Here is a 19,520-nt window from a genome sequence, read left to right as displayed (position 1 = left end):
AACTTGCAAAATGTTACGAAACTGATTATCATAATAAGTGTTGTTAGCACTAAACATATTCGAGTGCTAACAGTAACCTAAAAATTCAGAACCATATTTCAAAGGAGGACATTTTCTCATGATCAAACCGTTAGGTGATCGCGTAATTATTGAAGCCATTGCTAAAGAGGAAACAACAGCAAGTGGAATCTTCTTGCCTGAAACTGCTAAGGAAAAACCGCAAGAAGGTCAAGTTGTAGCGGTAGGCAGTGGCGTACTGAAAGATGGAGAGCGTGTTGCGCTTGAAGTTAAAGAAGGCGACCGCATCATTTTCTCGAAATATGCAGGTACTGAAGTGAAATTTGAAGGACGCGAGCTTCTTATATTGCGCGAAAGCGACATTCTTGCCGTTATCGAGTAGTTAACAGAAGATCCTATACTTATAGACTATCACCAGCTGCTAATGCGAATTTAGCCGGCTTTTACTTATAGCATCAGCATACATTCAGGATCAGTCCAGCAGAAGGTATCTGATGTTTCTTGTGAAGATAAACGGAATGTTGTTCAAATACATTTATTTCAGGAGGGTTTCACACAATGGCTAAGGATATCAGATTTAGTGAAGATGCTCGCCGCGCAATGCTTCGTGGTGTTGACGCGCTTGCCAATGCAGTAAAAATCACTTTGGGCCCTAAAGGTCGTAACGTTGTTCTTGAAAAAAAATTCGGCAGCCCGTTAATCACCAATGATGGTGTAACGATCGCTAAAGAAATTGAATTGGAAGATGCATTCGAAAACATGGGTGCTCAACTGGTTAAAGAAGTAGCTACCAAAACCAATGATGTTGCTGGTGACGGTACAACAACTGCAACTGTATTGGCTCAAGCGATGATTCGTGAAGGCTTGAAAAACGTAACTGCAGGCGCTAACCCAATGGTTATCCGTAAAGGTATCGACAAAGCGGTTAGAGCAGCTGTAGAAGAATTGAAAAACATTTCCAAAGCTATCGAAGGCAAACAATCGATCGCTCAAGTTGCTGCTATCTCGGCTGCTGATGACGAAGTAGGTCAATTGATCGCTGAAGCTATGGAAAAAGTGGGCAAAGACGGCGTTATTACAGTTGAAGAGTCCAAAGGCTTTGCAACTGAGCTTGAAGTGGTTGAAGGTATGCAATTCGACCGTGGATACATTTCCCCGTACATGATCACAGATACGGACAAAATGGAAGCTATTTTGGAAAACCCGTACATCTTGATCACTGACAAAAAAATCTCCAACATTCAAGAAATTTTGCCTGTGCTTGAAAAAGTTGTTCAACAAGGCAAACCGCTTGTAATTATCGCTGAGGATGTTGAAGGCGAAGCATTGGCAACTCTAGTTGTTAACCGTCTTCGTGGCACATTCACTTGCGTAGCTGTTAAAGCTCCAGGCTTTGGCGATCGTCGTAAAGCTATGCTTCAGGATATTGCAGCATTAACTGGCGGACAAGTAATTACTGAAGAACTGGGTCTTGACCTGAAATCGACGCAACCGGATCAATTGGGTTCCGCTCGTCAAGTTCGTGTAACTAAAGAAAACACAATCATTGTTGACGGTGCTGGCGACAAGAAAGACATTGGCGCTCGTATTTCCCAAATCCGTTCACAATTGGAAGAAACAACTTCCGATTTCGATAAAGAGAAATTGCAAGAGCGTTTGGCTAAATTGGCTGGCGGCGTAGCGGTAATCAAAGTGGGTGCAGCTACTGAAACTGAGCTTAAAGAGCGCAAACTTCGCATTGAAGATGCTTTGAACGCAACTCGTGCTGCTGTTGAAGAAGGTATCGTATCCGGTGGTGGTACTGCCCTTGTTAACGTATATGCGGCTGTAGCTGCTGTAAAAAGCAACGATGGCGACGAGCAAACTGGTGTGAACATCGTTCTACGTGCTCTTGAAGAGCCTGTACGCACGATTGCAGCTAACGCAGGTCAAGAAGGTTCCGTTATCGTTGAGCGTTTGAAAAAAGAAGCTGTAGGCATTGGCTACAACGCAGCAACTGGCGAATGGGTGAACATGTTCGACGCTGGTATCGTAGATCCGGCGAAAGTAACACGATCCGCATTGCAAAATGCAGCATCCGTTGCAGCTATCTTCTTAACTACTGAAGCGGTTATCGCTGACAAACCGGAAAAAGACAAACCAGCTATGCCTGATATGGGCGGAATGGGTGGCATGGGCGGAATGGGCGGCTTCTAAGAAGCGACCCGACTGCTAGGATACTACAGCCTGAGATTCCTTAATAGATTCCGGGCTGCAGCATCCAGATCCCAAAAGAGACCTTTTATGAGTTCAATGAACTTGTGAAAGGTCTTTTTTATATTTTAGTTCTACGATTCTGATTCCCAATTCGGATCATTTGGTGCTAGACTGATGTTAGGACGCATCTCCAGATGCATCAGCAAAAATACGGAAGGATGATTGGATTATGATGTATTTACCATTGGAAAATAAAGCAGCCATTGTTACCGGAGGTGCTAGCGGCATTGGATACAGTATCGTTAAGGGCCTGGCGCGTGCGGGTGCAGGCGTCATCATCGCTGATATGAGCCATCAAGGAGAGGAGGCAGCCAAGGCGCTGGTTGAGGAAGGATTAAACGTCATATTCGTTCAGGGTGATGTTACGTTGTCAGAGGATGCACAGCGAATCGCTAGCAAGGCCGAGGAGCTTTTTGGTGGATTGGATATTCTCGTCAATAATGCAGGCATTTATCCACGTAGTATGATGCCCGATACGACCGAAGAGCTGTGGGATCGGGTGATGTCGATCAATGTAAAGGGAGTCTTTTTGATGTGTCAGGCGGCAGCACCTTGGTTGAAGAAGCGTGGGGGCGGCGCGATCATTAATATGAGTTCAAGTCATGCAGCAGTCGGATCACCTGAGCTGTTTGCCTATTCGGTTTCCAAAGGGGCGATATCGACATTAACCCGGAATTTGGCTGGAGCCTTAACCAGCGACCGCATCAGGGTCAATGCCATCAATCCGGGATGGGTGGCGACGGAGCGGGAAATTGAGGTACAGGCTTTGAATGGGAGAAATCTGGATTGGCTAATTGAAAAAGGAAAAACATTACCACTTGGCCGTCTACAAACAGGTGAAGATACAGCAGCCGTGGCCGTGTTTCTGGCAAGTGATCATGCTACCCAGATTACTGGACAAATCATTCAAGTGGATGGAGGCAGCACAGTTCAATGAGCGGAGCCTGAAAGCTGATAGAACGACAAGTAAACAAGCATCTCGACCACGTCGAGAAGTGGTGGAAGACGCTTGTTTGCTGCCTTACTGAGTTTCTTACATATATAAGTTGAACAAAAGAAACACACAGCCCGAGTGGAGAAAGTGGACTATTTTGGAGAAACGAACTGTACGCCTTTGCAGGTGGATTTTATTGGCCGCCTTCATGCCCCTCGGAAATATTCAGCAGCTGATCAGTGAATAAGTAGAGCTGATGAAGAACAAGCGCATTTTGGCGGTCCAAATGCTCTATGGCTTGCGAGCTGCTAAGCCAGTCGCGCTGCAGGATCGTATTGTGTTTAAAATAAAGAACACCCGTATCTGTAAAAAGGCCAAATCCACCAAGGGGTAGCTGGATATTAATTTTCGCTGTTTCTGCAAGCAGTTTGGTATAGGTTGAGGGAGGGACGTTGTTTCTTAGTACAGCAAATGTTTGTAATATGGCAACTCCCTCTTCGGTGAACGATTCCATCCCTGGCAGGAAGCATAGTTCCAGATCAACAATCGTGAAGCGTTCGCCGATTTCATCAAAACGCAAGATCAAAGATGGATATGGCGATTCATTTGAAGGTTCAGCCCAGTGGTTATGAACGTCGAGCTTCATATAGTATTGTTGGAATTGGCGGAGAAATGAATCTGTAAAATCAGTAGCAGCTGCCATAAGTATTACCTCCATACATAGGCTTGTCTTTGAAAGAGCAAACAAGCGATTGTCTCAAATGGGTTAAGTGGATTAAGTATGCAGTTTTTTGGCTATCAAATCTTTGCCTGGTTTTTTCTTAAGTCGGTTTACCTCAAGCCCTATACCTTCAATAACAGATTTTGCCTCTTCATCCTGACCGGCAACCCCACCCTCATAGAGCATAGATGCGAGATCGGTTACAAGTTGGTTATAGCATTGTCCTACGTTATTGAAGCCGTGTGCCTCAAGAACACCTTGGCGTACTTTTTCTCGGCTAAGCCCTGCATTCTCCGGCTTGGTCATTTCTTTATCAATGTTCAGGGCTTTGTCGACAAAGGTTTCCTGCCTTTTGGATTTTTTGTAAAATTTGACGATGGCCCCGATTCCACCGAGTATGGCAGCAGCTGCGAGCAAGATAGGACCGACTGGAGACAAAGCAGCTGCCAGCATCACAGCGCCTCCTGCGATCATCAGGGCTCCTTTGGCGGCAGTTACGGCGCTCTTGGTTTTATTAATAGTTTGGGTGGATCCTCCCAGATTGGCAGCCAGACCTAAATCCCTCTGATGTTGTTTTGCTTGCTCAGTTTCACCCGTGCTTCCCTTAGCGCTAAAGCCTTTCTCGAGCTCCGCCAGCTTCTTCTGGTTTCTGCTGCTTTCTACGTAGCCGGCTACTCCACCAGCGAGGTAAGCCGCGCCTCCAACAACTCCTGCCGCACCTGCGGCAGCTGTAGCCGCACCGCTGGCAGCCATTCCCCCGAAGGTTCTGACACCATTAACCGTACCCGCAGTGAAACGGGTCAAATCAGCTGCTCCACCTGAGGCCTCTGATCCTAATATTTGTGCTTTACCAGCAGTAGACAAACTTGAATCATAGTTTTCAGATGCATTATATATTTGCGATACGGAAGCCACTCCGCTCAGTACGCCTGCTGCCGGTGCAACTGCATTTGCAACCGAAAGGGCACCACCGGCCCCGAGCGTATTGCTCATAGCGGCCGTACCGGATACCCCGCTCGTAGCTCCTGATGTTCCGATTGCTGCATAGGACGCATAGTCTCGTGCCTGATCAGCATTGTAGTTAGTAATGTTCTTGGCCTTGGCTTCACGACTAATCTCTGAGAAACGGTCCCAGTCCACTGTCTTGGTGAAGACGCCTGTGAGCATCGTCTTTTTTGCCTTATCAATAGTTGGAGTACGATCATTACCACACATGGCTTTGATGGCAGACATCTTTTCTCCGGTAGTCAAATCATCAAAATATCCGAATAATCCCGCCTTCTTTTCTTTTTCCGCACGTCCCTTAAACCATTCAAATACTACATTATAGTTGTGATATTTTTTTAAATCCTTGGTAGGCGCAGGACGTGCTTGCTGAGGAGGTGCAGCCATAACGGGTGCACCTGCTGACAAGCCAGCAACCGGAGCTGCTTCGGCAGGGACATCGGTGGCTGGAGCTGCGATTGGATTACTGGCTGCAACTTCGACGGTAGGCGCAGCAACTGTTTCGGGTGCTCCCGCAGTGACTTCACGTTGAATGGCCGAACTGCCTGTACGATGTGAAGATGAAAACATTCGCTGAATTGCCTGATTTCCTACAGTTCGCTGCATATGTATCATGTTTTCATTGGAAAATCCTAAAGCTCGATTAGTAACGGGGCTACCTTGTGTTGATGTCATCATGCTGGGCTGCTGCTGAATAGGTGAAACTTGATCCGTTGAGGTTTTTTTTACAGCGCTATTTTTGACATTGGCATGTTCTAACATCAGAATCCTCCCCAATAAAACTTCTATCTTTATGATATCATACTATAGGAGGAAAAATACTTTTATAAAATTTAATTAAATGATAGATGGCGGGCTATGAATGTGACCCGAAGCCTTAGACTGATTGGGCAAGGGTCTATCAAGAGTTTATCTTATAAGCATACAAAAAAGACCCGATACCGAAGTATCGAGTCCCATTTGATTAAAACTAGTTAATGAAGTTAGCTGTACTCAAGAAACGCTTCAACATCGTTGCAGATTGTGCACGAGTAGCTTTGCTTGCGGAACCGATTGTATCATCAGTCAAACCATTGATAATACCAGCGTTTACTGCAGCAGCGATTTCTTTTTGAGCCCATACGATTTTGTTGGAATCTTTGAACTTGCTCAATACGGATTGTGGATCTGTTACATTAGTGCTGATGCTAGCATAGTCCATCGCACGAATCACGATAGCAGCCAACTCTTCACGAGTGATTTGAGCATCAGGACGGAATGTGTTGTCTTCGTAGCCATTGATAATGCCTGCATAAGTAGCTGTTGCTACGGAGCTTGCATACCAAGCATCAGACTTCACGTCGCTGAATGTGCTAGCAGGTGCAGCAGAAGTTAAACCAAGGGAACGAACTGCCAATGCTGCAAATTCAGCACGAGTGATGTTGCGTTCTGGTTCGAAAGTTGTATCTGTAGAGCCTTCTACTACAAGCTTGTTAGCAAGAAGCTCAACATCGGTTTTGGACCAATGGGAAGCAATATCAGCGAAGCTTTTGTTGGATTCAACAACAGTATAGATACTGTTACCATTACGTTTGATGTTAGCAACGTTTTTACCATCAACAGTTGTGAAAGTAGCTGGAACAAAGCTTACTTTCTTCGTTGTTTCGTTGTACAGAACACCAGTTGTTTTGGAAGCATCAACAGCTTTGGAAACATTAACTGAACGGGAAACATAAGTTTTACCGAAGTCAACCGATGTTGTTTTACCGTCTTTGTCAATACCAACAACATTAAAGTCTACAGCATCAGCCAATTGAGTTCCGCCTACTGCAGTTGCTGCTGCTTTAACAGCATCAGATGTAGTGGAATCAGCTTTTGCAATTGTAACTTTAATTTTCAAATCTTTAACTTCAATATTCAATGCTTTAGCAAGAGCTTCCAATTTGAAAACGGAAACCGGCAATACATAAGTACCGAAGTCATTAGTAACTGTAATTGTTTTGGAACCATTTCCTACCAGAGAAGAAGCAGGAAGCAAAGCAACAGTACCTGAAAGCTTCAATGTAATGTCACCAGCTGTCAAAGCAGTAGATAAAGTGTTGGGGTCAACGAAACCATCACTGGAAACGGAAATTGCACCGTTGCTTATGCTGGAACCGCCACCACCGCCACCGCCACCGCCATTGCTGTTATTACCAGTGATAACTCTGTTAACAGTTAGGGTAGCAAGATCTGATACAGTATTGTTGTAAGTAACTTTTGTAACTAGATCTAAAGTGTTGTATCCAATGGCAGACGCATTAAAGTTATAATAGTATTTACCATCGCTGTAAGTATCGTATGTAGCAGTTGTTGAGGTAACAATACTACCACCGCTATATACATAAACATACACTGAATCCCCAGCACCGACTGCATAAACATCGGAATATACAGAACCTGTAACATTTCCGTATTCATATTTGGCAGTTGAAAAGCCTGCTGTTGCAGCAAATGCCAATACTGGAACCATGATTGCAATAATAAGCATTAAAGAAAGCATTGCAGATATTTTCTTAACGAAAGTACGATTTAACACAGTATTCCTCCTATTTGTTCCTCTGTTTGTAAGGTCTTGCAAATTCAAATTCGCCATTCTCGATTCACCTCCCTTCCAGCGAAGACTGTATTATAACAAGGCTGGAGCCTTTGTTAAATCAGAATAAAAAATACTTACTGTATTATTGAAAATACAATCTACATCTTACCATCTAATAGCTAGCTATGGTAGTATTTTGTTAAAAAACATTGCTTCCAAATAATAGGACGTAATTGGTGCTAGAAAGTTGCGTTGACCAGCTTATTTATCTCATCACGTTCTTTGGGATCCTTGGCAATGAGCTTGTCATACAGGGGTTGATCCGTTTTGTTTTGCTTTTGTAAGGAAGCCAGGTACCATCTTGCCATTTGCAAATTGTTTTGATCATCAAACTGATCAGCTAATCCGAACTTGAGGAAGCCTTCAGCCGCTGAATAGTTGGCATTAATATAATAGATCTGGCCTAATGTTAAAGCGATATTCTTGGTTAATCCAAATGCGCGACCTTGTGCTTGTTCCTTAGGGAGGGACTCTAGTTGTTTGGTCTTGGTCTGGATCTTGTTATAAGTTTCAATCGCCTGATTCCAGTATTGATCTTTTAAAGTGTTATTTTTATCAACTCGAGCTTTGTTCCCCAAATCAAAGTTAAGAGATATTGCTTTTTCATACAATGAAATATCCCATGGGAAATTGCTGATTTCAGTTTCGACAAGCTTTAAAGTTTGAGACAACTGTTCTTTAATCGTTAATGTATAAATTTCCTTTTCAATTAAATATCGATTGAACGGTTCTTTGCTTCGTGCAGTTTGAACCAAATTGACAGCATCACTGTAATATCTTTCGTCTTTAGTCTGGTTGTAGGCTTGTAAGAGTATATCAACTTTGTAGGATGCATAATCAGGGTGGTTGGGATGCTGCGTAAGAGCATTATTTAGCGGAACAAACACTTCATTGATATTTTTATTTTCTTGAGCCATGGACACAGCATTTCTGAAATTTGTGTTAGCGTTAAGTAACTGTGCAGAGTTAAAGAACATAATCAAGGAGATCACTAGCAAAATTGACGGATAAATCCAACGATATTTCTCAACCACACTCCATTTTGTATTCAATTGTCCGATATCGATTTTAGAAACCATGGCTCCTAAGGATAAGAATACAAGAACCCCTAAATATACATAGCTTAAGTCAAAGTCAATCATACTGTGAACAAGTAACGAAATTGTGAGAATATAGAAAACAAAGCGGAATTCGTCTGTTTCGGATTTGTTTGTGATGAATTTGGTAATAAAAAAATAATATGTCGCTCCAATAACTAACAACAATATAAGAAACCCAAGGGCGCCCACTTCAACTAAATATTGAAGGAAGAAATTGTGGGCTTGACGGCTAACATAGGGATTATTTTGATATTTCTCATATAATGCGGACCAAGCGCCGCCACCTGCACCGAGAATAGGATAGTCTTTATATAATTTAATTGCATCAGCATAGAAAGTTCCTCTTTCCAGTACACTATGCTGCTGGAAATTAATGTTTTCTAAACGGATTTTGATATTCTCAGGTAAAAGCTTGGTGAACCCGGTATCTTGAAAGATAAGGACTACACTGATCGTACCTACGACTAAAGCTACCAAAGGTATGATGAGGTTAGAGAAACGTTTATTATCGAATTTAGCTAATCTTTTCTCAATGAAGCCTGATACATAATGTTGTATACAAAAGGAGATTCCAGCGCTAATTAAAGCAGCAACGATCAAAATTGACCATCCTTGTAAGGAAAGTGAAGATGTATATTGCTGACTAAGTTCAATTCCTATTGTTGTTACTTTGCTTAAAATTAGTAAGGAAACGATGAAGGATACGAATAAATGAATTATAAACAAAATTTGTTTATAAGGCTTTAAAAAGGGGAGAATCAATAATAACACAACAGGCAGAACAACGAGTCCACCTCTGGAAAGCGTGAGGAAAAAGGAAACAATGATAGTTACAGTCATAAAGCTATGAACAAGTGTGATAAACCATTTTTTTGAGGTCACTACCATATATAGAGAGCACAGTAGAAATGCTATTAGAAAAGCAGCATAAGAGTTCGCATACTGAAACACTGATGTAAGACGAACGCCATTAGCATCTGTCATAACCGCATCTCTATAAAAACCAAGACCTGACGTATCGCCAGCGAACCACTTGACAACATTAAATATGCCTTCTTTGTTGCCAAACCAGTTAAACAATCCGAAAATTACAACAAAGTAACCTGAGGCGAATAAAGCGCCTCGTAAGATAGTTACACCAAGGTCACTTCTACTAATATAAATACCGAGTAAAAAGAAAATAACATAAATCAACTGAATGTACATGATATTAACAGCGTAGTATGATGATGCGGCAGAAACTAATGAGATTATAAAACTTAATGGTACTAACCAAATAGCTAAGCTTAATAGATCCGATGTATGCTTAAATTTCCAGTTATAAAACAAGTAAATAGATAATAAAAAAAGAATAATGGAACCCCAAATGAATGAACTATATAAGGGTCTTTCGAAATCAAAGGTGTTTCCGTTGAATAGGGCTTTTTGGAAGGGGGCCCAAAATAAAAATAAGGTAATAAGTGAAGATACTAACCAAAAAAGAATTGAGCCATTTTGTGTTGACGAGTCAGTCCTTTTTATAGAATATTGATGTTTAGTGGACATTGAGATTCTGATTCTCCTTTTACATGTACTGAAAAGTATATTATCATAAAAAAGTTATGGTACCAACTCATTTCAATTGCTTAAGCTTAAATTTCATTATTTTTATAAATTATATCGGCATGAACAAAGAGTGTAAGCTAGGTAGCATATAACAGTAGTATTTATAAGGTTAATCTGATAAAATATCGTATGATAGAATTTTGATTTATTAGAATTATAATATAAGATTAGGATTTACATGGAAGGAGTCAGTCATGAAAGGAATAATATTGGCAGGGGGTTCTGGGACTAGACTATACCCTGTAACTAAGGCTATTTCAAAGCAAATCATTCCAGTGTATGATAAACCGATGATATATTATCCATTATCTGTATTAATGCTTGCCGGTATAAAGGAGATATTAATCATATCCACTCCTAGAGACATCAAGGTATTCGAAGAATTATTTGGGGATGGGTCTTTTTTAGGTTTGAACATTTCTTATGCCGTTCAAGCACTGCCTAACGGACTAGCAGAAGCATTTATTATTGGTGAGAAGTTTATCGGAGATGATACAGTATCTTTAATTCTAGGTGATAACATATTCTATGGACAGAGTTTTGGACGAGTTCTCAAAGAAGCGGCAGATTTGACTGATGGTGCTACGATATTCGGGTACTTTGTCAAAAATCCTCAAGATTATGGAGTAATAGATTATAATAGTTCTGGAAAAGTACTTTCTATAGAAGAAAAACCTGTTAAACCTAAATCACACTATGCAGTACCTGGACTTTATTTTTATGATAAAGAGGTAGTAGATATTGCAAAAAGTATAAAACCTTCAGCTCGGGGAGAGTTGGAAATTACTGAAGTTAATAATGAGTATTTGATTAGAGGGAAACTCAATGTGAAATTGTTAGGAAGAGGTATGGCTTGGATGGATACTGGTACTCACGATATGATGTTGGAAGCTGGTAATTTTGTAGAGGCTGTGCAAAAACGCCAAGGTCTGTATATTGCATGTATTGAAGAAATTGCATATAAACAAAACTATATCACCAAAAAGCAGTTACTTGAATTGGCAAAACCACTTTTGAAATCTGAATATGGTAAGTATCTAGTCCAGGTAGCGGAAGAATTCAACTAAAATGGAAATGTAATAATTATAATCAAAGCCAAGGAGGATATTGTGGGCAATTTTAATTTTATTCAAACAGATATCCCAGATTTAATCATTGTAGAGCCAAAATTATTTGGTGATTCTCGGGGTTATTTTATGGAAACTTATAATTACAATGATTTCAAATCTGCAGGGTTGGATATGTTATTCGTACAGGATAATCAATCTAAATCCCGTAAAGGTGTACTAAGGGGCCTTCATTTTCAAACACAGCACCAACAAGGCAAGCTAGTACGTGTGTTGTCGGGAGAAGTATTCGATGTAGCAGTTGATTTGAGGAAAGAATCAGCGACCTATAAAAAATGGCATGGGATAGTGCTTTCGGCTGAAAATAACAAACAATTTTATGTTCCTGAAGGATTCGCTCATGGTTTTCTTGTTCTATCAGATGAAGCTGAGTTTGTTTATAAGTGTACTGACTTTTACCATCCTGAATATGAGAGTGGACTTCTCTGGAATGATCCCGAGATTGGAATAGCTTGGCCGACTGATGGTATTAATGAAATTTTACTATCTGATAAGGATAAATGCTTGAAAACTTTAGCAGAACAGAATTTATTATAAAAAATCACTTCGTAAAAATGTGAAATTATACTATCAAAAGAGCCATTACTACTTAAAATGAAAATGTGTCTTTAGTATATTGGGAATCGAACAAACCCATATTTGAATAGAGGCGTACAGAATTAGAAGAATTACAGTACCCTGGCCGTTGCGCTGTATTGAAAACTGATACGCATCTTGCATACCGCTGGGGACTAAACAACTGATGTTTTGAGACCCATATGACAAGCATACTTACAACACCGTGCAGCAATTGAAGCACCGGAGAAAGCCTTCATAAGGGCAAATACCATTTTAAGTGAAGGGGCTGATCTCCACCCCTGCAGGTACCAAAATGCATTGACTACTCCAAGCTGTCGAAGTAAATCTAAGAAAGTATAAAAAACACGCGAAAACATTACTTTAAGTGGAGGTAACCAAGTGAGTGTAAGGAAAGCGCAAAATCAACATCCAATATTATTGGTAACTGGTGGGGCAGGTTTTATAGGGAGTAACTTTATTCATTATATGATTGCCAAACATCCAAGCTATAAAATTATAAATTTAGATTCCCTAACATATGCAGGTAACTTGGATAATCTTAGAAATATCGAAACAAACAAGAACTACTTATTTATTAAAGGGAATATTTGTGATAGTACCTTGATTCAAACTATTTTTAACGAATACAACCCTAAGTATGTCGTGAACTTTGCGGCAGAATCCCATGTGGACCGAAGCATAACTAATCCTCAGATTTTTTTGGAAACTAATATTGAAGGTACCCAAGTGCTTCTTGATGCCTGCAGACATCACTGGGCAACTGTTGAAAGAAAACTTACTTCCAAATTTCTTCAGGTTTCTACAGATGAAGTTTATGGTACTCTTGGACCAACTGGTTACTTTACAGAAGCTACACCATTAGCACCTAACAGTCCTTATTCAGCAAGTAAAGCAGCTGCTGATATGTTTGTAAGAGCCTATCATGAAACATTTGGAATAAATGTAAATATCACAAGGTGCTCTAATAATTACGGCCCTTATCATTTTCCTGAGAAATTGATACCTTTAATCATTTCCAATGCGCTTGAAGACAAAGATCTTCCGGTTTATGGTGATGGTATGAATATTAGGGATTGGCTGTATGTTGAAGACCATTGCAGAGCAATTGATTTGGTTTTACATGAGGGGAAACCGGGTGAAGTTTATAATGTTGGTGGACACAATGAGAAGGCCAACATTGAAATAGTAAAGTTGATACTGAAAGAACTTAATAAACCTGAAACTTTAATTAAATACGTAGCTGATAGGTTAGGTCATGATAAAAGATACGCCATAGATGCAAGTAAGATTAAAAATGAGTTGGGATGGGAACCTACCGTTATGTTTGACGAAGGAATCCGATATACTATTCGCTGGTACTTAGAACATACGGGATGGTTGGAGAAGGTAAAGAACGGAGAATATACAGAGTATTACTCCAAAATGTATACGAAAAGATAATCTAAGAAACGACGCAACGTCTATTTGGTATAAGGTGAGATAATGGTTTATATTGATCCTACATTCGCATCCTCAATTTTATAGGAACGACTTAGAGAAATGGGAACAACTTGAGATAGTACTTATGATATAAATTGAGTACGTATGCCCAGTAGGTTACCGGTCGATGATTAGCGGCATAATGGATGATTTCTAACTGAGTGAACGATTAAACGTTTTAGTTTCCATGTGCCCGATCTAAACCTACCGCCTTTAGGCGGGCAGCTTCCAGCGCGTTGACAGCCTACCGTGTCTTTACTATCATGTAGATAGAGATGAAAAGGAGCATGGTAGATTATCAAACGGGCGGACATTCGGTGTACGATATCAAATACCATTTTATCTGGGTGACGAAATACCGATATCATGTACTCGCTGGAGAAGTAACGCAACGATCACGAGAGCTAATCCGGCAATGCTGTGTATGAGTCGAGGGATCACAATTTTTAAAAAGCGAACATGGAACAGCAATAATATATCCAAGAAAGTCGTATGGCAATGCCGAACCTACGTCAACGAGGGCAAAGAAGCTTGTGATGCCAAAGCAGTCGATGAATATGTGTTGCAGGATGCCTTTGTATGAGTATTCAATCGCATGCATGAAAACAAGGATGGATTTATCCGAACATTGAATGCCAACATAGAGGCGATACTTTCCAAGCGAGAAGGGCAAGAATCGCTGATTAAAGTAGAGCAGAGCATCGAACAGTTAAAAGCTGATCTCAAGGGATTGGTCAATCTGAAGCTTCGGGATAACATTGACGAGACTGTATATAATGAGGAAAATGCCAGAATATCCTTAGAGATAGATAAGCTTCGTCAGAAGATCTTGAGAAAGATATGGATCAAAAAGCCCAGATCAAGAATCGAGTAAACGAAATCATACAAGTAATGAATGCGCGGCAGGATTTACTAGAACAATTTGATGATGAACTATTTAACGCGTTGGTAGAGAAGATAACCATCCTCTCGCCAACGCGTTATTTATTTATCTTGAAAAGTGGGCTGGAGATCGAGGAATTCGAAGAGTAGGCTCCAGCCTGTAAAAAGAATAAATGAATAGACAGATGGCATGTTAAGTCCATGCTGTTTGGTCGTTAAAGCTCCAAATGATGATGTTTTGGATAAAGGTTAATTATAATGTACCCAGGGTGTTGGACACGGAATTGAAAAAATAAGATAATCAATACTCAAGTTTCGCAGCTTGAAAAACGCATTTAACTCTTGAGAATATTGGCATTTTTTCATAAAACTAGTACACTTGACAGAAAAACACCTTTCGTATTTGGTAAAATGGTAATTGTCGAGAAAACCATTCCAAACCGAAAGGTGCGTAACCTTATGTTACTCCACAACTATCTATCTGAAAAGTGTGAAGAACGCTTTTCAACCATGTTTGCTACTTTAAAACTGGGAAACTTGCTCCGCCAAGCGGGCATTCGAAAGTCGTTTGCCTTCCGGCACTTGCCTTTTTCCAGCTCATCTTCACTTAGTCTTTCAGCAGCGTAGCTGGTCTCAATTGCTACAAAGCAATCACCGTTCGTCACTACCCGGAAAAGATGTCGTCTACCGTTTCTTGAATCATTCGGGGTTTGCATGGCGCCGTTTCTTCCAAATGCTTAGCTTGAAGATCATTCAGCACTTGGAGTCACTTACCTCTGCCACACGCGTTCGTGATTTTATTGTGGACGACTCCGTGCTCAAACGAAACCGATGTAAAAAGGCAGAATTGTTGGCACACGTTCATGACCATACGACAGGCGTTTTGTGAGAGGCTACAACATGCTGACGTTCGGATGGCTTCAGCTTTGCACCCATCGATTTTGCATGCTGAGTTCCGCCAAACTTACCAATCGTTTCTGCGAAATGAAGGAATGTTTGTCCAAACGTTCGCAAGGATACAAACGGCGAATGGAAGCTTTTTCTCGGAAACCGGATGCCGTTGTAGCACTCTTGGATCGTGCCCTGCAGCTTGGATTTGCGGCGGATTTTGTCTTGATGGACAGGCTGGTTCACCCAACCGCCGTTGCTGCGCAGCCTGATGTCCAAAGGCCTACATGTGATCGGTATGATCAAAGATATGAAACAGCGCTACCGGGTTGGTAACAAACGCATGTCACCCAAAGAACTGCACGCGGGACTACCTCGGTCCACCAAAAAGGAAGTGCTCGGTTCGATCCTCGTACGGACGGACTGCGGATTGCCGATCAAAATCGTTTTCGTTCGAAATCGCAATAGCTGCAGGGAATGGCTCGCCATTCTGAGCACGGATGTGGAACTGGCGGATGCTGAAATAGTCCGCATGCATTTTAATCACTAGAGCCCCTGCCTTCCCCTCTAGTACCTCGAGTTTTTTTAGGAAGTCATTCTCCGCTTCAAGTAATTTAATCCTCGCCTCAGCACGTTTTAATTGTTCGTCCACAGACAAATCTTCAGCAGGTTTTCGACCTGTAGCTCCTTTACCGCGGCGTTCCTCTAGAAGTCCGTTCTCTCCAACGTTTCAAGCACTCATTGGGCTTACGATTACAAATGATCGACAACTGAAACCCGGCTTCTATGAATATATGCTGGGGCGGTTTCCCTTGCTGATAACCCTTTAAAGCCTTTACTTTAAATTCTGGTGAATACGTGATCGCCTTTTCTGACATGTGTAGTACATTAGGACTTGCTTCTAACTGTCTGATTTCAAGCGCCGTAAAGCGACGTCGGTTCACTGGGAACTTGCTACTATCTGTCATTTTTAGACCTCGCTCCTCTCTGATAACTTCCACTATAAACGCAAATGATCCGGAAGGAGGGCACTTTTTTCAAAGTGTCTACCTTCCGGGTCACAGTTCACAATGCAAGGATAGAGCGTTTCTTTCGCAACTATAAATGGGAGCGTTTGTATCCGGAATCTCCGCAGGTAGTCGTAGAGTTGAAGCAAATGACCAAGCGCTATATGAAACATTACAACTGGCACCGACCCCACCAATCCCTATAGTATGCAACTCCAGCAAGCATCTATTACACTCAGAATGGAGTTCAAGCACAGATATAACAGCTTTGAGCCTTATTTCCCTTGGTCACCCAAGAGGTACATGCCTTCATTTAAGTAAAAAAACAGACTTTTTATACGAAAGGAGTTTATCTTAAGTTTTCTGGAATCGTGTCTTGACAAGCGGGGGCATTACAAATTCCCTTGTTCATCCCCATACCGTCCTTAATCATTCTCAAATAAAGCCACACCTTTTCAACCGAATGCTGATATTGAACAGCATCCTCCCACTCCAACAAAATACCGTGAGCAGATTCACCCACTTGACTTTTCAAATCCGTTAGCAATTTTGATGTTTTTTCGATTAATGGAGCGATATGTTCCTGCTTTTCGACAGTTAAAGCCAGTTCATCAAGCCTCTTATGCAAGCTTTCCACTAACCATTCTGGCCAATCTTCCATAGTGCCAATCCCCTTCCCGTTGTTTGAGTGTGTGTTAATTCTGATGGGAAGGGACGACAAGAGGTTTATTTGTAGCAGAAATGGTGATGTAGTTAAACATTTTCTTTTGCTTCATCTAAAATATTCATAAGTTCTTGAAGCCAGCTTTTTAATTCTTTTTCACTTATTCATCAAATTTTTCAATTATCCACGCGGTAATAACCAAAGGACATTATGTTTCTTTACAAGAAAAACGAAGCAAAGTGAATTGGTCGGACGGTATTAGGCTTGTGAAGCTAACTGGCAGTGATGCTCTGATAGTACAAGTGATTCCTATGAATCAGAACGTAGTCGCGGCGGGCCTTTGCCGTGCCGCGTAAGGGAATTTTTATCCATGTTGTAAGCATGTGATAACACCGATTATCTCTTCCCGCTTTGATTGTTAGAAATAGTTATTTGACTGTGCTGACTTCGCGAAGTGATTATATTTTTTCCGAGTTTTACCCCATTTAGTTCAATATACTTGTACATCAATCCGGCTGAATAATAAGTAAGTAATACTGTAAATAAGTAAAGTACAATTAAAATTATATCTGGATATATAAAATTTAATTTTTTTGCCATATAACTAACAAAATAAAATGTGAAAATAAAATGTGATAAATAACACGAATACGAAACCACTCCTATTTTTGCTAGCAGTTTGCCTTTACCTTTTGCAAAATTTTGAAGTAAAACGAAAATGAATACAAATGATAATGCAGCAATAAAGGGGGTTACAGCATGGACTAAAGTAAATGTATTTTGGCGCATTAAATAGCTAGCAAGACAAGAAAAGAATATTATCATTATTAAACATGTGCCGAATTTAATGTTATTAAGTAACCCCTTTTTATATGCAAAATACAGTGAAATACCCACACAAAAAACGGGGAATTGATTTAAAATACTGAAATAAATAAAACCATTATTTATAAATAATCCTGGGTTTTTAGTCAAACTATAAAAGATAAATTGAATAATTAACGATAGAAACAATGCGAAAAATGGTATAACCAAATATGTGAATTTATATCTATTTTGAAGTTTAATGTAGGAACTGAATATGAACGGAAATATTAGATAAAATAACATTTCTGTTCCAATAGACCATCCACCAGGAACTACATTATTGTTAGCTGGTTGATATAGACCGTTTAAAAAAAGTGCGTTTGCTAAAATATTAATAAGATTTTTATCACTTACCCAAACAACAGTGAAAATAGAGGTTACTAAGTAATAAAGAATAATACCGAAGTAATAACCAGGAGCAATGCGAAAATAACGTCTCAAATAAAAATTTCTTAAAGACTTTTCACTGGATTGTCGTGATTCAAACGAATAACAAAGTGTGAATGCAGAAGCAATAAAAAACATTTGCACACCCATTTGCCCGTATTGTGCAAAGCTTCTTAAAAACATATTTCCCTCAATTCTTTGAGATGTATGCACCAAAATGACCAATAGTATTGCTATTCCTCTCATGATGTCAATTGAATCGAATTTTTGTTGTTTTGTAACTACCATTACCTGTCTCCTTTTAAATGTTGTGATAATACACAAATCTTAACACAATTTCCCGAGATGTGATATGACCAACATTTTAGGCAATATTGTTATCTCACTAACGAATTTCGTATGTTAAAGAAGGAATGGACAAAAAAGTAGCCTCGTTATGGTTATGATCGCGGGCTTTGTTTGTTTAAATATGGTTAAGCCCTCTTTCCTTCAGGATTGAGGGCTTTTTTAGTTTTTTCAGAACAAAGGAAATTGTTAACTTAGAGCTTATCGCAGGCGATGGTTATAACTACGGTTACCGTAAGCTAAGAGTTATCTTTAAGCGCGAATATAAGCTTAGAATCAACAATAAGAAGGTATATCACCTGTGTAAGCAGTTAGTATATTACGTCCACAACGCAAAATAGTAACGAAATACCCATGGAAACTGGCCCGCAATCGAACGATTACGGAGTCATTCCGTTGTTAGAAACGGATATTAAGTATGGATATATTATCGGTGAAGATCGCATCTTTTTTATCTAATTACAGTGAACGGAGAATCCATTCGAGCATTCACGATCTGGCTCCTGCGGATTTCTATAAGCAAAATTTAGTTCAGCCGATCCCGATTAAGGCTGTTCGGGTGTGAAATTGTAAAACTAAGAAAATACAAGCCTAAGTGGGCATGTGTCCAAACTGATGGGGTTAATCCGCTTGATGTTTACCACAAGAGAGGAGTTAGTGATTTCCGAAATGAATCAACAGGTTTATCAGAGAAAAAACATGTCGGATTCAAGTTGTCATTAAACAGATCAAATTGATTGCTATTGAAATTGTATCAAGGAACGTGAAGCAGGAGAATACTCATCTAAAAAAGGCTAATCGTGTCTTGCAGACAGCAAAGAACAAGAATTATTAAAGGTAATTAGGGATTAAAATTAAATAACCAATCGGAATATTTGGATATTAGGTGAATTGATAGTATTGATAAATATTGATCGTTAAATTGAAGCGGGAGAAATACTGCTTCTTTTGTTTGGTTTGACATTTGTAAATTACACATTGGATCGGCTACAGTAAATTGGACAGAAAAAATAGGGGCTAGTAGAATGAAGACATCAGA

15 protein-coding genes and 3 pseudogenes are annotated in these 19,520 nt (G+C 40.2%); 10 read left to right on the top strand and 8 right to left on the bottom strand.

What is annotated here, in order from left to right:
- Positions 1-118 precede the first annotated feature (118 nt).
- The 3 genes from groES (at position 119) to OB236_RS15105 (ending at position 3,211) form a co-directional block, all read left to right on the top strand.
- Positions 119-400 carry a co-chaperone GroES gene (gene groES / locus OB236_RS15115; RefSeq protein WP_076235489.1) on the top strand — a complete coding sequence of 94 codons (282 nt, stop codon included), beginning with the start codon at positions 119-121 and terminating at the stop codon, positions 398-400.
- A 176-nt stretch (positions 401-576) separates the two neighbouring features.
- Positions 577-2,214 carry a chaperonin GroEL gene (gene groL, locus OB236_RS15110; RefSeq protein ID WP_076235488.1) on the top strand — a complete coding sequence of 546 codons (1,638 nt, stop codon included), beginning with the start codon at positions 577-579 and terminating at the stop codon, positions 2,212-2,214.
- 229 nt (positions 2,215-2,443) lie between these two features.
- Complete coding sequence (locus OB236_RS15105; RefSeq protein ID WP_262684737.1) at positions 2,444-3,211, top strand: SDR family NAD(P)-dependent oxidoreductase; 768 nt, start codon at positions 2,444-2,446, stop codon at positions 3,209-3,211.
- A 190-nt stretch (positions 3,212-3,401) separates the two neighbouring features.
- Here the strand turns inward: OB236_RS15105 and OB236_RS15100 are convergent, their stop codons facing one another.
- From OB236_RS15100 to OB236_RS15085, 4 genes are all read right to left on the bottom strand, one after another.
- Positions 3,402-3,911, bottom strand: coding sequence for a hypothetical protein (locus tag OB236_RS15100; protein WP_262684736.1), 510 nt, complete (start codon positions 3,909-3,911; stop codon positions 3,402-3,404).
- A gap of 72 nt (positions 3,912-3,983) precedes the next feature.
- On the bottom strand, positions 3,984-5,696 hold the full coding sequence (locus tag OB236_RS15095) for a hypothetical protein (RefSeq protein ID WP_262684735.1): 1,713 nt from the start codon (positions 5,694-5,696) through the stop codon (positions 3,984-3,986).
- 208 nt (positions 5,697-5,904) lie between these two features.
- A complete protein-coding gene (locus tag OB236_RS15090) occupies positions 5,905-7,491 on the bottom strand; it encodes an S-layer homology domain-containing protein (protein ID WP_317259352.1) in 1,587 nt (528 codons plus the stop codon).
- A gap of 239 nt (positions 7,492-7,730) precedes the next feature.
- Positions 7,731-10,196, bottom strand: a complete 2,466-nt coding sequence (locus tag OB236_RS15085; protein WP_262684734.1) for an O-antigen ligase family protein — start codon at positions 10,194-10,196, stop codon at positions 7,731-7,733.
- A gap of 254 nt (positions 10,197-10,450) precedes the next feature.
- On the opposite strand from OB236_RS15085, the gene rfbA reads away from it, so the two are divergent.
- The 6 genes and pseudogenes from rfbA to OB236_RS40330 form a co-directional block, all read left to right on the top strand.
- Positions 10,451-11,323 (top strand): glucose-1-phosphate thymidylyltransferase RfbA, encoded by an 873-nt coding sequence (rfbA, locus tag OB236_RS15080; protein WP_262684733.1) that lies wholly within the window; start codon positions 10,451-10,453, stop codon positions 11,321-11,323.
- Between the two features lie 42 nt (positions 11,324-11,365).
- A complete protein-coding gene (gene rfbC / locus OB236_RS15075) occupies positions 11,366-11,920 on the top strand; it encodes a dTDP-4-dehydrorhamnose 3,5-epimerase (RefSeq protein WP_262684732.1) in 555 nt (184 codons plus the stop codon).
- Between the two features lie 420 nt (positions 11,921-12,340).
- The gene (gene rfbB, locus OB236_RS15070; RefSeq protein ID WP_262684731.1) at positions 12,341-13,402 is read left to right on the top strand and encodes a dTDP-glucose 4,6-dehydratase; all 1,062 of its coding nucleotides are present in this window, start codon (positions 12,341-12,343) and stop codon (positions 13,400-13,402) included.
- Between the two features lie 326 nt (positions 13,403-13,728).
- Positions 13,729-13,863: pseudogene (locus OB236_RS15065) on the top strand (transposase); the annotation flags it as partial.
- A 173-nt stretch (positions 13,864-14,036) separates the two neighbouring features.
- Positions 14,037-14,315: a hypothetical protein gene (locus tag OB236_RS15060; RefSeq protein ID WP_262684730.1), complete on the top strand. Its 279-nt coding sequence runs from the start codon at positions 14,037-14,039 to the stop codon at positions 14,313-14,315.
- Between the two features lie 467 nt (positions 14,316-14,782).
- A pseudogene (locus OB236_RS40330) lies at positions 14,783-15,749 on the top strand (IS4 family transposase); the annotation flags it as partial.
- Positions 15,750-15,900: 151 nt separating this feature from the next.
- Here OB236_RS40330 and OB236_RS15045 read toward each other — a convergent pair.
- Complete coding sequence (locus OB236_RS15045; protein WP_262684727.1) at positions 15,901-16,179, bottom strand: HTH domain-containing protein; 279 nt, start codon at positions 16,177-16,179, stop codon at positions 15,901-15,903.
- A 101-nt stretch (positions 16,180-16,280) separates the two neighbouring features.
- Here OB236_RS15045 and OB236_RS40105 point away from each other — a divergent pair.
- Positions 16,281-16,424: pseudogene (locus OB236_RS40105) on the top strand (integrase core domain-containing protein); the annotation flags it as partial.
- A 143-nt stretch (positions 16,425-16,567) separates the two neighbouring features.
- Here the strand turns inward: OB236_RS40105 and OB236_RS15040 are convergent.
- The 3 genes from OB236_RS15040 to OB236_RS15030 form a co-directional block, all read right to left on the bottom strand.
- A complete protein-coding gene (locus OB236_RS15040; protein ID WP_262684726.1) occupies positions 16,568-16,879 on the bottom strand; it encodes a hypothetical protein in 312 nt (103 codons plus the stop codon).
- A 399-nt stretch (positions 16,880-17,278) separates the two neighbouring features.
- On the bottom strand, positions 17,279-18,424 hold the full coding sequence (locus tag OB236_RS15035) for an acyltransferase family protein (protein WP_262684725.1): 1,146 nt from the start codon (positions 18,422-18,424) through the stop codon (positions 17,279-17,281).
- A gap of 898 nt (positions 18,425-19,322) precedes the next feature.
- On the bottom strand, positions 19,323-19,520 hold a 198-nt coding region (locus tag OB236_RS15030), incomplete at its 5' end, for a hypothetical protein (protein ID WP_262684724.1).

This window comes from Paenibacillus baimaensis (assembly GCF_025567575.1).
The sequence above is the reverse complement of the archived record's forward strand: the minus strand, read 5'-3'. Positions and strand labels throughout refer to the sequence as shown.